Origin of the sequence: Pseudoflavonifractor gallinarum, from assembly GCF_014982855.1 — a bacterium.
GTDB lineage: Bacteria > Bacillota > Clostridia > Oscillospirales > Oscillospiraceae > Pseudoflavonifractor_A > Pseudoflavonifractor_A gallinarum.
This window is the reverse complement of sequence record NZ_JADCKF010000001.1, coordinates 1-14,900: the sequence shown is the minus strand read 5'-3', so window position 1 is coordinate 14,900 and position 14,900 is coordinate 1. Positions and strand designations below refer to the sequence as shown.

The following is a 14,900-nucleotide window of genomic DNA, read 5'->3' as shown; positions in this document are numbered from 1 at the left end:
ATATCCATGGATCGAATGAAACGAGGGCTGGGCGTGTTCCTGGCCGGCGCGGTGCTGACCGGCGCCCTTGCTGGCTGTGAGAGCAAGCCTGCGGCCGATGATGTGACCTACCAGCTGACCGGGATCGCGCGGGATGCTGTTTTGCTCAAGGTGGATGGCCAGCCGGTGACGGCGGAGGAGTACTTCTTCCAGCTGGGACAGGACATCGGCTATATGGAGCAGCTGGGGGCCCTCTCCGGAGAGGATGCCTGGGAACAGGAGATCAGCGATGGAAAGACCCTCTCCCAGTATGTGAAGGAGGATGCCCTTCAGCTGGTGAAATACTACTCGGTCATCGAGAGCAAGGCCAAGGAGTACGGCGTCACGGTCACGGACGAGCAGAAGAGTGAGCTGGATACCCAGTTTGAGCAGCTGGAGGAGAGCCTGAAGGAACAGGGCGGCACCCTCCAGATGGCAGTGGACGCCCAGGGCATTTCCCAGGATGGCTTCCGCAGCTTTATGGAGCAGAGCAGCTATCTGGTCCAGAATCTCTATGAGAAGCTGAGTGAGGAGGGCGGCCCCCTGGTCCCCACCGACGAGGACATGGATGCCTATCTGGAAGAGGAGGGAATCTACCGGGTCAAGCACATTCTCCTCTCCACCCGGCATGAGAACGAGGACGGCACCTACACCGCCTTTTCTGAGGCCGAAGAGGCCCAGGTAAAGGCCGAGGCCGACGCCCTGACGGCCGAGATCCGGGCCGCGTCCGACCCTCAGGCCCTCTTTGACGAGAAGATGAACGCCCGCAGCGACGACGGACGGGATGCCGACGGCAACCTCTACTCTCCTGACGGGTACACCGCTACGCCCGGCCAGATGGTGCAGGAGTTTGAGACGGCTGCCCTGGCGCTGGACGTGGGAGAGATCAGCGATCCGGTCAAGAGCGAGTTCGGCTACCACATCATCCTGCGGTTGGATGCCGATACCGACGAGACCCGGGCCTCCTATCCCCAGTACCGCTTCAGCCAGCTGACGGAGGAGTGGATGCAGGATGTCCAGGTGGAACTGACCGACGCCTATGAGAGCATCGATCCCAAGGATTACTACACAAAGCTGACCGCCCATGCGCAGGAAATCCAGGCCCAGGTAGAGGCCAACCAGCAGGCCACCGCCAGCCCCGCGCCCACCGGAAGTGCCGCGCCGGAGCCCACGGCCAGTCCTGCGCCCAGCGCGTCGGCCCAGCCCTAAGCAGGGGGAGACCGAACCGCCCGCCGCCGGCCGAGCGCGGCGGCGTCCCCCTGGGGAGCCGGAGGAGGAACAGGAGGAGAGACCATGGAGACGCGGGTGCGCACGCTGGTGGTGGAAGATGACCGCGCCACCCGCATGCTGCTGGAGGACTGGGTGAGGACCCGGCCCGAACTGGAGCTGTGTCCCTGGTCTGCCGCCGACGGGGAGGAAGGGATGCGCCTGATCCGGGACTGGCAGCCGCAGCTGGTGCTGCTGGATCTCATCATGCCCCAGTGCAGCGGGATCTCCCTTCTGCGGGAACTGGAGCGGGACCCGCCTCCGGTGCGGCCCCGCATCCTGGTCCTCTCCAAGGTGGGCAGTGAGCTCATTGTGGACCAGGTATTGTCCATGGGAGTGGACTTTTATCTGCGGAAACCGGTCAATTTGAGTGAGCTGGGGAACCTGGTGGATCTTTTGATCTGCCGCATTCCCCAGCAGGAGCCCGTTCTCCGGGGCCAGGCCTGGGAGATCCTCGCGGAAATGGGGGCGCAGAGTGAGTGGAAGGGCAGTCTCTGCGCCGCGCTGGCGGCCGAATGTCTGGCCGGTCATATTGGAGAGCGGCTCATGAAGGAGCTCTACTATGCGGCCATCCGGGAGAGTGGAGGCACCTATCAGAGCGTGGACAAAAATATCCGCGATCTGGTCCACCAGCTCCACCAGAAGGGAGCGGCTTCCTATCAGCGCATCGTGAAGAGCGATACCCGCCCCTCCAACCGGGCCTTTCTCCGGGCGGTGGCCCGGGAGATCGAGCGCCGGACCGGCTTGAAATCATCTGAATCCTGACTCCGCGGGAGAGATCTTACATCTCTCCCGCGGAGTTTTTTTGCCTTGCGCCAGGATTCCCTTGCAATCGGACTTACGTCCCGGGTATGGTTATAGTCCAGAGTACTGGAAAAAAGTGGACGTGCAAAGGAGCGGAGGAAATCATGAGCGGATGGCACAGTCAAAGTGTCCGGGAGGTCCTGGACGGCCTGGGAACCGACGGACAGAAGGGGTTGACCCGGCAGGAGGCGGCACAGCGGCTGGAGCGGTACGGCCCCAATACCCTGGAGCAGGGAAAGCGACGGAGCATGGCCCTGCGCCTGCTGGACCAGCTCCGGGACCCCATGATCCTGGTGCTGCTGGGTGCGGCCGGGCTCTCCCTTTTGGTGAGCGGCGGAGAGGACTGGCTGGATGCCGCCATTATTTTGCTGATCGTGGTGGTAAACGCCGCCATCTCGATTTCTCAGGAGGACGGAGCGCAGCGTGCCCTGGAGGCCCTGCGCCGGATGTCGGCCCCCAAGGCCAAGGTAATCCGGGAGGGCACGGTGGTGCTGGTCCCGGCGGAGGAGTTGGTCCCGGGAGATCTGGTGGTGCTGGAGGCCGGGGATCTGGTCCCGGCGGACGGGCGTATCCTGGAGAGCACGGCCTTGCGCTGTGACGAGAGCGCCATGACGGGGGAGTCGGTCCCGGTCTCCAAAGGCGCCGGGGAGGTGCTGGGGGAGGATACCCCTCTGGCCGACCGGAGCAACATGGTGGTGGGGGCCACGGTGGTAACGGCGGGACATGCCCTGTGCGCCGTGACCGCCACCGGGATGGACAGTGAGGTGGGCCGCATCGCGGGGATGCTGCTCCTCCAGGAGCGGGGGGAGACCCCGTTGCAGAAAAAAATGGCCGAGGTCTCGGGGACCCTCTCCTTTGTGTGCCTTTGCGTGTGCGGCGTCATGTTTGGGGTGGGTCTCCTCTTTCACAAGCCGGTCTTTGAGATGTTTATGACGGCGGTATCTCTGGCCGTGGCGGCCATTCCGGAGGGGTTGCCCGCCATTGTAACCATTGTTCTGGCCATGGGCGTGCAGCGGATGGTGAACCGCCATGCCATCGTCAAGCGTCTGCCGGCAGTGGAGACCCTGGGGTGCGCCGGGGTCATCTGCTCCGACAAGACGGGCACCCTGACCCAGAATCGGATGAAAGTGGTGGATCTGTGGACCTTACGCCCGGGGCAGCGAAAGCTGGCGCTGGAGATCGGGGCGCTGTGCAGCGACGTCCACGTGGAGCGCGGCAGCCGGGGGGAGGCGGTATATACCGGCGACCCCACAGAGATCGCCCTGGTGGAGCTGGCCCTGGTGGAGGGCGTGAACAAAAATGTGTGGGAAGAGACCCGGCCGCGCCGGGGGGAGGTCCCCTTTGACTCGGAGCGGAAGCTGATGAGTACCGTGCATGCTCGGCCGGAGGGGGGCTTCCGGGTACTGGTGAAGGGCGCGCCCGATGTACTGCTGCGGCGGTGCAGGATCGGGGGCGAAGAGAAGCAGCGCATCCTCTCGGCCAACGAGGGAATGGCCCGGCGGGCCCTGCGGGTGCTGGGACTGGCCTACCGGGATCTGGAACTGATGCCTCGGGAGTGCTCCAGCGCGGTACTGGAACAGGGATTGACCTTTGTGGGGCTGGCGGGGATGATGGACCCACCCCGTGCCGAGGTGAAAGAGGCGGTGGGCCGCTGCTACCGCGCGGGCATCCGGCCGGTCATGATCACCGGGGACCACAAGCTCACCGCCGTGGCGGTGGCCAAAGAGCTGGACATCTTCCAGCCGGGGGATCTGGCCCTGACGGGAGAGGACCTGGATTTTATGCCCCAGGAGATGCTGGAATCCGATGTGGAACAGTTTTCGGTCTTTGCCCGGGTCTCCCCGGAGCACAAAATGCGCATCGTCAAGGCCTGGCAGAAGCGGGGGAAGGTGGTGGCCATGACCGGGGACGGCGTCAACGACGCCCCGGCTCTCAAGGCAGCTGACATCGGCTGTGCCATGGGGGTGACCGGGACCGACGTGGCCAAGGGCGCGGCGGACATGATCCTCACAGACGACAACTTTGCCACCATTGTGGCGGCGGTGGAAGAGGGGCGGGGGATCTACGCCAACATCAAGAAGGCCATCTACTACCTGCTCTCCTGCAACATTGGAGAGATCCTGACCATTTTTCTGGCCACTCTCTTTCAGTTCCGGCAGATGCCTCTGCTGCCGGTGCAGCTCCTGTGGCTCAATCTGGTGACCGACGCCCTGCCCGCTCTGGCGCTGGGGGTAGAGCCGGTGGAGGAGGGGATGATGGACCGCAAGCCCCGGGATGCCCATGCCTCCCTCTTTGACCGGGCCTTTTCCTTCCGCCTGGCCTGGCAGGGGGCCATGGTGGGATTGCTCACCCTGACAGCCTATTTCCTGGGGGAGTATGTGCTCTCCGACCCGCTGACGGCGTCGGCCACCGCCAATACCATGGCTTTCGCCACGCTGACCTTCTGCCAGCTCTTCCATGCCTTTGATGTGCGCAGTGAGACCGAGTCCCTGTTTCACATCGGCCTGTTCTCCAATCCCTCCATGAATAAGGCCTTTCTGGTGGGGGCGCTGATGCAGCTGGCGGTATTGTGTATGCCGCCCCTTCAGATGATTTTCAAGACCGTGCCCCTGGGGGTGACGGAGTGGTCTGCGGTCCTGGCCCTGGCCCTGACCCCTCTGGTGGTATGCGAGCTGACCAAGGCCCTGCGGCGGAGAAAAAGAGGTGAGGGGAAAAAGCCCAAGGAGGAGAAAGTGCTGGTGAGGAAGGGATAAGCCGCCCCGAGCCAAGCCTTTCTTTTGCTGAAACATAAAAAAGCCCTGGCCAGAGCGGCCAGGGCTTTTTAGGATTCTTTTGTGCGGGGATAGGGAGCCTCCACATCGGTGAGACCGGCCAGGTAGTCCATACTGGTATCCAATGCCAAGGCCAGTCGGCGGCACTGTTCAAAGGTAAAATATCGGTGGCCATTTTCCAGTTTAGAATAGTCGCTCTGGTCAATACCGGTCAGATGGTACATTTTGATCTGGGTATATCCCCGCTTTTTGCGGAGTTCTTTCAGTCGGGACATGGTACATCACCCAAGCTTATTATGGGTGAATTGACCTATTGAAATTAGGGTGATTTTGACCTATAATGCGGTAAAAGAGGTGATTTCAATGTGTGAGCAGGGGAACGAAGAAAATATCATACCATTAGTGTTAGCAGAACAGGCCGTTGGTCAGCTGGTATTAAAATGGATGGGCCAGGAAGCGAGAGAGCGAGTGATATACCACTTAGGCTGCAATAGGGCGGTTCACGCACTGGAAGAGATCCGACAAGTTCTTGAAAATATGGATATAGATGATCCGACTTGTTTTCGTAGGATAGAAGAAATTATAGGAATCTTTTTTGACCATGGCCTTCCGACACGCAGACATGAGGAGTTTGAATAGTTGGGGGTGGAACTGCTTTTGATAAGGTGAACATGTGTAAGAAAAAAGACCCCGCCAGATAGGAGGCGTAGCTCCTATCTCAGGCGGGATCTTGTATTTATTTAGCCTGCTCCTCCGGAAGGGGACGGATGAGGACGAAGGGGGTCAGCTGGCGGTCCTGGCCGGCGGGATTGTCCCGGATCAGGTCCAGCAGAGCTTCATCGCTCTCCTTGAGCTGGGAGCAGTGGCCCAGCATCTCCACGTTGAGGTCGTTGGCGTCCACGATCATGGAGAGGATACCGGTCTTTTCAAAGATCTCGTCGCAGACCCCGGCGGGATTTTCGGGGATGCGCACGCCCATATGTTCATACTCAGGGATGTCCTCGCCGTAAAAGCCGTCCAGACCGGAGACCTCCAGACCGGCGATCCGGTAGAAGGTGCCCCGGACACCGCGGAGCTTATCGATGGCGGCCCGGAACGCGGCCCACAGGATCTTGGGCAGACCGCAGACATTGATGGCAAACTGCATCTTGATGGGCAGACCCATGCCGGGGCCGGCGGAGGTCTGATGGACGAAGCGGGAGAGCACTTTGGCCCAGAAGCCGGGCTTGAGCTCCTCCTCGGTGACCACCCGCTTCTGGCAGATGGCAATGACCTTTTCGCTCATGGAGAGGATGTCCCCCTCCTGATAGACGGGCTTGACATACCGCTCCATCAGGTCGATATAGCTCTCTCCCACCGTGACAAAATGGGTGGCGATGGCATGGCGGGCCCAGGTCTTGCCCATGGCCTGGATGGTGACGCTTTTTCCTTCGTTGGCATGGAATTCCATGAACGTTCCTCTTTTCACAGATATATAGTATCGGGCGGCCGCAGGGGCCGCGGCGGGTTTTCGGTAGACATTATTATAACCAGTCCCCCTCCAAAAGGCAACGGCGGAGGAGGGAATTTCAGAAAAATCCCCCGGAAGCCGCGGCTTCCGGGGGATTTTTGATTACTTTTTCGCCGAGTCGGGCAGGAACTTCCGGTACTTCTCAATGTAGGGAGAGAAGTCATAGCGCTTGGGCCGGGGGAAATACTCCGTGTGGAGCAGCTCGTGGGCCTTGTGGCTGAGCGGATGATCGAAGAACTCCTGATAAATGGTCTGGATATCGGGGTTCTCGTGGCTCTTGCGCAGAGGCAGGCTCTTGTCCAGATCATAGAGGGCCTTGATGCGGGCCTTGCGCTTTTCGTTGTTGGTGCCGATGGGCTGTCCGCCGCCGCCGATGCAGCCGCCGGGACAGGCCATGATCTCGACGAAGAGATAGTCGGCCTCGCCGCTCTGAATCCGGCGGATGACCTCCTCGGCGTTCTTCAGGCCGTTGACCACGGCCACCTTGAGGGGCGTGCCGTCCAGATCGATGGTGGCCTCCTTGATGCCGCCCACCTCGCCGCGGACTTCCTCGAACTCCAGGCGGGGCAGTTCCTTCTTGGTGTAGAGCTCATAGGCGGTACGCAGAGCGGCCTCCATGACGCCGCCGGTGGCGCCGAAGATGGCGCCTGCGCCGGAGCCGGTGCCCAGGGGAGAGTCAAAGTCGCTCTCGGGCAGGTTCACCGGGTTGAGACCCTCGTAGCGGATGAGCTTGGCCAGCTCGCGGGTGGTCAGGACCACGTCCACGTCCTGATAGCCGTCCCGGCCCAGTTCGGGACGGGTGGCCTCGAACTTCTTGGCGGTACAGGGCATGACCGAGACCGAGAAGATGTCCTTGGGATCCCAGCCCATGCGCTGGGCATAATAGGTCTTGAGGACCGCGCCGAACATGCCCTGGGGGCTCTTGGCGGTGGAGAGGTTGCCGATGAGTTCGGGGTGATGCTTCTCCATGAAGTTGACCCAGCCGGGGGAGCAGGAGGTGATCATGGGCAGACGGCCGCCCTTCTGGATGCGCTCCAGGAGCTCGGAGCCCTCCTCCATGATGGTGAGGTCGGCGGTGAAGTTGGTGTCAAAGACCTTCTCAAAGCCCATCATCTTGAGGGCGGTGACCATCTTGCCGGTGACCAGCGCGCCGGGCTCCAGCCCGAAGTCGTCGCCCAGGGCCACGCGGACCGAGGGAGCGATCTGCACCACCACGTGCTTGTTGGAGTCGTGGAGGGCGTGGCGGACATGGCTGGTGTGATCCACCTCGGTGAGGGCGCCCACGGGGCAGACCAGGGTACACTGGCCGCACAGGACGCAGTCGGTCTCGTTCATGGGCAGGTCAAAGGCGGTGGTGACCTTGCAGTCCGCGCTGCGTCCGGTGAAGGAGAGGGCGCCGATGCCCTGAACCTCGGAGCAGACCTTCACGCAGCGGCCGCACTTGACGCACTTGGAGGGGTCGCGCACGATGGAGGGGTTATCCAGACGGGGGCGCTCCTGGGAGGAGACGTCGGGCAGGTCGGGCTTCAGACGGTTGAAGCGGCGGCACAGATTCTGCAGGTCGCAGTTATTGTTGCGGGCGCAGGCCAGGCAGTCCTGCCGGTGATCGGCCAGGATCAGGTCCAGCACGCCCACCTGGGCGTCGTAGACCCGCTTGGAGTCGGTCACGACCTCCATGCCCTCCCACACCAGGGTGGAGCAGGCGGCCAGCAGCTTGCGCTGACCGGTGACCTCCACCATACACATACGGCAGTGGGCCTTGATGGACTGGTCGGGATGATAGCAGAGGTGGGGGATATCGATGCCGATGCTCTGGGCCGCCTCGATGATCCGGGTCCCGGCGGGAACCTCCACGGGCATATGATTGATGGTCAGATGGATCATTTTGGTCTCGCTCATCTGACAGCCACCTCCTTCTTAACGGCAAATACTTCGGGGAAGCGCTTCATGGCGGAGAGGAGAGCGGACTGCGCCGTCTCGCCCAGGCCGCACATGGATGCGGTGGACATGATGTTGGCGTATTTCTCCATGAGCTTGATGTCCTCTTCGGTGTGGGTGCCCGCGGCGATCTTGTCCAGGAAGCGGGCGATGTGGCGGTTGCCCTCCCGGCAGGGGGTGCACTGGCCGCAGGACTCATGGGAGAAGAACTGCTGGGTCATGCGCAGGAAGCCGATGACGCTGGTGCGCTCATCCACCACCAGGATAGCACCCGAGCCGATGGCGGTGAGGTCGGCACCCTTCATGCCCTTGTAGGTGTACTGGGTATCCAGCTGGGCCGGAGAGGCCAGCCGGCCGGAAGCGCCGCCCAGCTGGACCAGCTGGAGCTGATGGCCGTCCTCGATGCCGCCGGCCAGGTCATAGATGATCTCCCGCAGGGTGATGCCGAAGGGAACCTCGAACACACCGGGATTCTTAACGTTTCCGCAGACCGAGATGAGCTTGGTACCGGGGCAGTCGGGCGTGCCCTGGCTCTTGTAGAACCCGTCCTTGTCCAGCAGCAGCGGGGGCACCAGGGAGAGGGATTCCACGTTGTTCACGCAGGTGGGCAGGTGGAAAGCGCCGCACTGCTTGATGAAGGGGGGCTTCATGCGGGGACGGCCCGAGTGGCCCTCCAGAGATTCACACAGGGCACTGCCCTCGCCGCAGACATAGGCGCCCGCGCCCGAGTAGAGGTGGATGTGATAATGGAAGCCCTCGTGGCCCAGAATGTTTTCGCCCAGATAGCCAGCCTTTTCACACTGCTCAATGGCGGAGAGCAGCTGGGGACGCAGATGGGAGTACTCCTCCCGCATGTAGATGTAGCCGTTATCGGCGCCCACCGCCCAGCCGGCGATGATCATGCCCTCCAGCAGCTGGAAGGGGTCCTTGGAGAGGAGCTCACGGTCCTTGAAGGTGCCCGGCTCGCCCTCGTCGGCGTTACAGACCACGCACTTGTGGGGGGCCTGCACCGCCCGGGCCTGGGACCACTTGCGTCCCATGTCGTAGGCCGCGCCGCCGCGTCCCTGGACGCCGTTGTCCGCCAGAAGCTGGGCGATGGCGTCCCCGTCCATATCCAGCGCCTTGCGCAGGGCGGTAAAGCCGCCGATGAACTCATAGGACGCCAGGCTGGAGGGGTTATACTTCCCGAAATTCCGAGTGATGAAAGAGACAGTCTTACTCATGCCTTCACGCCTCCCTTAATCAAGCTGGCGGAGCATATCCATGATACGCTCCTCGCTGTCCAGATGGCCGTAGACCACGCCGTTGACCCGCACCGCAGGGGAGACGTCGCACGCGCCGAAGCAGGGGACCTTTTCAATGGAGAAACGGCCGTCATAGGTGACCTCTCCCACCTCGAGATTCAAAAGCCGCTTGAGGGTCTCACACAGTGCGTCGCTGTCCTTGACCCGGCAGGGGGCACTGTCGCACACCTGAAGGGTGTACTTGGCCCTGGGCTGATCGTGCAGGGCGGTATAGAAGGAAATGACGTCGTAGACCTGCGTGGGAGGAATGGACAGCCGCTCGGCCAGATAGTAGGCGGCGGGCTCGGGGATATAGTGCCGCTCCACACCGGCCTCCAGGTCCAGCAGGATCCCGACCAGCTGAGTGGGATCTCCGTTATGACGGGCGATGACGTCGTCCACCAGGGCCACCAGTTCGGGCGTAAGCTCATTTAATTTCTGTGCAAAGGGCTTCATGCAGGGGCCTCCTTTTTAAACCCGCACTGGGCTGTACGGGTGAGTTTAAAAAACAGAAACTGCGGTATAAAGTTTATAAAAAGTGGTACAAACAGAAAAAAAGATGGCATACAGCCATAAAAAGTGCCGACTTGGAATTTATGATTCAATTTTATACTCATCATTCTAAATTTGCAAGTACAAAAATACTTAGGACAGTATATTATGGAGAAACAGACAAAAACACCGGGCTAAACATAGATAATATGACGAATTAGCGTGGTATAAAAAGGGGAGGGTATGGGCAGAATGAAACCGATCCATGGCTGGATGATATGGGGGAGGGAGCGCTATGTGGGATAGAAAAAAACGGGAAGAGGCCGTGCCGCCGCATCCGAGAAAGGAGCCAAGGCTGGAGGGACCGCTTACCCTGGAGCGGATCCGGGAAGTCTTCCGGGACTGCGCCGACTTTTCGGTGCGGGAGGTGGAGCGGCCGGGGGGGAGCGGAGAAAAGCTGGTGCTCTGTTCCATTATGGGAATGGTAAAGCTGGAGCGGGTCAGCGACTATATTCTGCGCCCCTTGGCCCAGGATGATGCGCTCCGGCAGCTGGACAACCGGGCGGCCTACCGCCGAATGGCGGAGGGCGCCCTTTACAATCTGTTGGTGACCGAGCGGACCACGGTGGACCAGGTGGCCTATGATCTGGTGAGCGGATGGTGCATTCTGTTTTGCCCGGGGGAGAGTACCGCGCTCTCTCTCTTTGTGGCCACCGAGGACAAGCGCGCCGTGGGCCCGCCGGTCAACGAGACGGTGCTCAAGGGCGCGAGAGACGGCTTTGTGGAGAGCCTGCGCACCAATACCAGCCTGGTGCGCCGCCACATCAAGGCGCCCGAGCTCAAGATCCGAGAGCAGATCGTGGGACGGCAGTCCCTGACCAGCGTGGACATTGTTTGGCTGGACGGGATCGCCGATCCGGAGACCGTGGCAGAGGTGGAACGGCGAATGGCCCGGATCGACATAGATGCCGTGCTCTCCTCGGGAAATCTGGAGGAATATCTGGTGGATGATGTTGCCACCGCCTTCCCGCTGATCCAATATACAGAGCGGCCCGACCGGTTTTGCGGCGGCCTGGCGGAAGGTCGGGTGGGCATTTTAGTGGACGGCCTGCCCTTCGGTTACCTGGCCCCCGGCACGGTGAGCAGCTTTCTGCGGGCGGGACAGGATAAATCCAACAACTGGCTGCTGGCCTCTGTGCTGACGCTGCTGCGCTATCTGTGCGTCCTGGTGACGCTGCTTTTGCCCGCCCTCTATATTGCCATGGCTACCTTCCATCAGGAGATGATCCCAACACGTCTGGCCCTGTCCATGATCGCGGCCAAGCAGGATGTGCCCTTTCAGACGGTGTTTGAGGTGCTCATCATGCTCATTGCCTTTGAGATCTTGCAGGAGGCCGGGCTGCGGCTCCCCCAGTCCATCGGACAGACGGTATCCATCATCGGCGGCCTGGTGGTGGGTCAGGCGGCGGTAGAGGCCAAGATCGTCTCGCCTGCTGTCCTGATTGCGGTGGCCATCGCGGGCATCGCGGGCTATACCATGCCCAGTCAGGAGATGGCGGGCGCGCTGCGGATGTGGCGTTTCCTGCTGGCGGTTCTGGCCAGCGCGGCCGGACTCTTCGGCGTAGTGGGGGGCGCGGCGCTGCTGGTCTATCACCTGGCCAAGATAGAGAGCTTCGGTGTGCCCTATCTGGCGCCCTTTGCGGGCGGAGCCGGCCTGGGCGGAACGGCACGGGCCGTGGTGCGTGCCCCGCTGCCCTGGCAGAAGCTGCGGGAGCGGACACTGAAAACCCCGAACAGGAGAAAGCAGCGATGAAACAGGTAAAACGAATGGGGTGTCTTGCGGCCAGCGCGGCCCTGCTGTTGGGGCTGAGCGGGTGCAAGGAGACCTTTGATTTTCTGCCCTACTCCAGAGAGTTGGAGAATATGGCACTCATGCGGACCATGGGTGTGGATGCCGGAGAGGGAGAGAGTATCTCCGTGACGGTATCCAGCGGAGAACAGAGCAAGGGCAGCGGAGAGGGCAACAGCAGCGCGGTGGTCCTGCAGGAAGAGGCCGAGACCATCAGCGGGGCCTGCCTGTCCATGCAGGGCAGGGGAGTATCCTATGTTTTTTACGGGCACGTGGGCCAGCTGCTGCTGGGAGAAGAACTTGCCCGCGCGGGAGTGGACACCTCTCTGGACTATGTGCTGCGAGATATTGAGATGCGCCTGCAGACCAATGTCTATCTGGTACGGGGCGCCCGGGCGGGGGAGGCCATTCAGGCGGCCGCGGAGACCGGGTCGGCCACCCGGCGTCTGGAGGCTATGGAAAATGACGCGGGGCTCCTGTCTCACTCCATGTCCCGGAGTGTGGAGGACGCGCTTCAGGATTTGGAGGAGACAGGATGTACCTTTCTGCCCTCCCTTCGCCTGGAGGGGGAGGAGCGAACCATGGCGGCCGACGGATATGGTCTCATTCAATATGGTCAGCTGGTCGACTGGGTGGACGGCGATGGGGCGAAAGGCGTGAACCTTCTCATGGGAGAGGTGGATGCCGATGTGCTGGAGCTGGCTCTGCCCGAGCTGGGGAAGGTGGCCCTGCGGATTGTAGGGGCCAAGAGCCGGGTGGAGCCGGTGGTGCAAGACGGGAGAGTGACCGGGCTGACGGTGACCTGCCGGGTGGACGCCAACCTGGCGGAGGGCGCCGGAGAAGTCAATTTGGCCCGGGAAGAGATCCGCAGACAGCTGGAGGAGGCCCTGGAGCAGTGCAGCCGCAGCCGGTTGGAACAGGCACTGGAATACTGCCGGACCTGGAATGCAGATTTCTTTCAGCTGGAAAACCGAGCGGGGCGGTCGGCCCCCTGGCAGAAAGAGATGCTGAAAAAGGAGTGGGAGCCGTCCATGCCGATCGAAGTTCGGGTGGAAGGGACCCTGCGCCGGGGCTATGATGTGGGAAACGAGTTTACCATGAGGGGGAACACCAATGAAGACCGATAATATTTCCATGCGGCAGGTATTGTCGCTGCTCAGCGCGGCGCTGCTCTCTCCTCTGATCCTGCTTCTTCCGGGGGAGACTGTGGCAGTGGGAGGACGGGCGGGATGGCTCTCTGCGCTGGCAGCGCTGCCTGTGGCTCTCCTGGTGGGATGGGCATTCCGCAGATTGCTGGGGGCGGCCCCGGCGGGGACGGGACTGGCCGGTGCACTGGAGCTGGCCTTTGGACGGTGGGGCGGCCGGGTGGTCACACTGGTTTATCTGGTGTGGGGGTTGCTGCTGCTGGGGTGGAATACCCGCTGGTGCGCCTTTCGCTTTCTGGCCACTACGTACCGCAATGCGCCGCTCAAGCTGTTCTTTTTTATTCTGTTGGGTGTGACCTTATGGATCGGGCGGGGAAAACGTGTGGCCTTCCTGCGCGCGGCGGAGGTGTTTGCACTGGCACTGGGCATTGCCCTGGTGCTGGCGCTGGGCCTGGGGACCCTTAAGACAGAATGGGGAAACATTGCCCCCATTTGGATTGAAGATCTGCCCGGGGCCGTATGGGGGGCGCTTCCGGTGCTGGGGCTGCTGGGCTATGGCGTATATGCCGCCTTTCTGGGCGGGCATATGGCGGGACGGCCGGAAAACGGGAGGCAGCTCACGCGCTGGATCTGGGGAGCAGGGATCCTGTTGGCGGTGTTCCAGCTGGTGTGTATTGCGACCTTTGGCCCGGATCTGATCGAACGAATGGATATCCCCTTTTTTATGATGGTAAAGGATGTACGGGTGCCCGGAGCCTTTGAGCGGGTGGAATCCCTGGTGATGGCGCTGTGGGTACTGGCTGACCTTGCGCTGTTGGGAATGCTGTTTTTTGGCTGCCGGAGTGTTCTGGAACATTGGAATGGTGGAGCGTACCGGGAGTGGATGCCTTGGGTGATTGCCGGAGAAGCCATGGCAGCTGGACTATGGACGGTACCGGATGCCTTTCGGTTGAACTGGTTGATGGAAAAGGCGGTCACAGTGGGGAATGTGTGTGTGGGTATCCTGCTCCCTGTCATTGGGGCAATTATCCTGTATATAAAAGAAATAAGGCGGACAAAATAACATCATAGAAATGGAAGCCAGACCCACTGCAAAGAAAAAGTGAAGAAAAGTGAAAAAAGGTGTTGACAAAAGTGGTGTGGGGTGGTATTCTATCTGAGCGCCTCACGAGAGGGCACTGAAGCGAGTCGAAAAGTGAGAAGAAACCGAGCGGAAGCTGGACGGACTTCGAACGGGATTTGAAAAAAGTGCTTGACAAAGTGAGGAGCGTGTGGTAAACTAAATGAGTTCGCTCGGGAGAGTGGAAGTCGTTGAAAAAGGACTGAAATCAAGTGATTTGAGGTTGAAAACCTCGAAAAAACTTGAAAAAAGTTCTTGACAGACTCGAAAGAGTATGGTAAAATAAACGAGTTCCTCGATGAGAGCGAACGAGCTTGAATGAGAGTGCTGCTGAGTAAGAAGCGAAAAACTTCTGAAAAAAGTACTTGACAAGCGAAAAAGAGTGTGCTAAAATATAGCGCACTGACAGCTGAAAAGCTGTTGAGCGTGTACCTTGTAAATTAAACAACGTGAAAGAAACACGAAGCACCAGAAGGACAAGTTGTCCTTCGCAAGCGCAAGTTTGTGAAGGGGCGACTGATTAATTTCTTTGAAGCTAAGAATTAGGCTTCAATAAAATTGATTTAAGCACGAAAGTGTTTAGATACCATTTTATTGAGAGTTTGATCCTGGCTCAGGATGAACGCTGGCGGCGTGCTTAACACATGCAAGTCGAACGGAGTGCTCATGACGGAGTTTTCGGACAACGGATTGGGTTACTTAGT

The 14,900-nt window shown here is 60.6% G+C and carries 11 protein-coding genes and 1 rRNA gene; 7 read left to right on the top strand and 5 right to left on the bottom strand.

Annotated features, from left to right (window positions below; genetic code table 11):
- Nucleotides 1-6: 6 nt before the first annotated feature.
- From INF37_RS00060 to INF37_RS00050, 3 genes are all read left to right on the top strand, one after another.
- Nucleotides 7-1,227 carry a peptidylprolyl isomerase gene (locus INF37_RS00060; RefSeq protein WP_193535620.1) on the top strand — a complete coding sequence of 407 codons (1,221 nt, stop codon included), beginning with the start codon at nt 7-9 and terminating at the stop codon, nt 1,225-1,227.
- A gap of 84 nt (nt 1,228-1,311) precedes the next feature.
- Nucleotides 1,312-2,049, top strand: coding sequence for a response regulator (locus tag INF37_RS00055; protein WP_193535614.1), 738 nt, complete (start codon nt 1,312-1,314; stop codon nt 2,047-2,049).
- A 143-nt stretch (nt 2,050-2,192) separates the two neighbouring features.
- A complete protein-coding gene (locus tag INF37_RS00050) occupies nt 2,193-4,841 on the top strand; it encodes a calcium-translocating P-type ATPase, PMCA-type (RefSeq protein ID WP_193535612.1) in 2,649 nt (882 codons plus the stop codon).
- Nucleotides 4,842-4,909: 68 nt separating this feature from the next.
- Here INF37_RS00050 and INF37_RS00045 read toward each other — a convergent pair whose 3' ends face one another.
- The 5 genes from INF37_RS00045 to INF37_RS00025 all read right to left on the bottom strand — a co-directional run bounded on the left by INF37_RS00045 (nt 4,910) and on the right by INF37_RS00025 (nt 10,046).
- The gene (locus INF37_RS00045; RefSeq protein ID WP_193535604.1) at nt 4,910-5,134 is read right to left on the bottom strand and encodes a helix-turn-helix domain-containing protein; all 225 of its coding nucleotides are present in this window, start codon (nt 5,132-5,134) and stop codon (nt 4,910-4,912) included.
- A 461-nt stretch (nt 5,135-5,595) separates the two neighbouring features.
- Nucleotides 5,596-6,309 carry a F420-0--gamma-glutamyl ligase gene (locus INF37_RS00040; RefSeq protein ID WP_186963236.1) on the bottom strand — a complete coding sequence of 238 codons (714 nt, stop codon included), beginning with the start codon at nt 6,307-6,309 and terminating at the stop codon, nt 5,596-5,598.
- 162 nt (nt 6,310-6,471) lie between these two features.
- On the bottom strand, nt 6,472-8,268 hold the full coding sequence (locus tag INF37_RS00035) for an NADH-dependent [FeFe] hydrogenase, group A6 (protein WP_193535602.1): 1,797 nt from the start codon (nt 8,266-8,268) through the stop codon (nt 6,472-6,474).
- Nucleotides 8,265-9,530, bottom strand: a complete 1,266-nt coding sequence (locus tag INF37_RS00030; protein ID WP_101692636.1) for a complex I 51 kDa subunit family protein — start codon at nt 9,528-9,530, stop codon at nt 8,265-8,267. Before INF37_RS00030 ends, INF37_RS00035 begins: the two co-directional genes overlap by 4 nt.
- 15 nt (nt 9,531-9,545) lie before the next feature.
- Nucleotides 9,546-10,046 (bottom strand): NADH-quinone oxidoreductase subunit NuoE family protein, encoded by a 501-nt coding sequence (locus INF37_RS00025; RefSeq protein ID WP_101692637.1) that lies wholly within the window; start codon nt 10,044-10,046, stop codon nt 9,546-9,548.
- Between the two features lie 331 nt (nt 10,047-10,377).
- Here INF37_RS00025 and INF37_RS00020 point away from each other — a divergent pair, with 331 nt between their 5' ends.
- From INF37_RS00020 to INF37_RS00005, 4 genes are all read left to right on the top strand, one after another.
- Nucleotides 10,378-11,895 carry a spore germination protein gene (locus tag INF37_RS00020; RefSeq protein WP_193535600.1) on the top strand — a complete coding sequence of 506 codons (1,518 nt, stop codon included), beginning with the start codon at nt 10,378-10,380 and terminating at the stop codon, nt 11,893-11,895.
- On the top strand, nt 11,892-13,058 hold the full coding sequence (locus INF37_RS00015) for a Ger(x)C family spore germination protein (RefSeq protein ID WP_235964087.1): 1,167 nt from the start codon (nt 11,892-11,894) through the stop codon (nt 13,056-13,058). Before INF37_RS00020 ends, INF37_RS00015 begins: the two co-directional genes overlap by 4 nt.
- Nucleotides 13,045-14,139 carry a GerAB/ArcD/ProY family transporter gene (locus tag INF37_RS00010; RefSeq protein WP_193535598.1) on the top strand — a complete coding sequence of 365 codons (1,095 nt, stop codon included), beginning with the start codon at nt 13,045-13,047 and terminating at the stop codon, nt 14,137-14,139. Before INF37_RS00015 ends, INF37_RS00010 begins: the two co-directional genes overlap by 14 nt.
- A gap of 647 nt (nt 14,140-14,786) precedes the next feature.
- A 16S ribosomal RNA gene (locus INF37_RS00005) occupies nt 14,787-14,900 on the top strand; the annotation flags it as partial.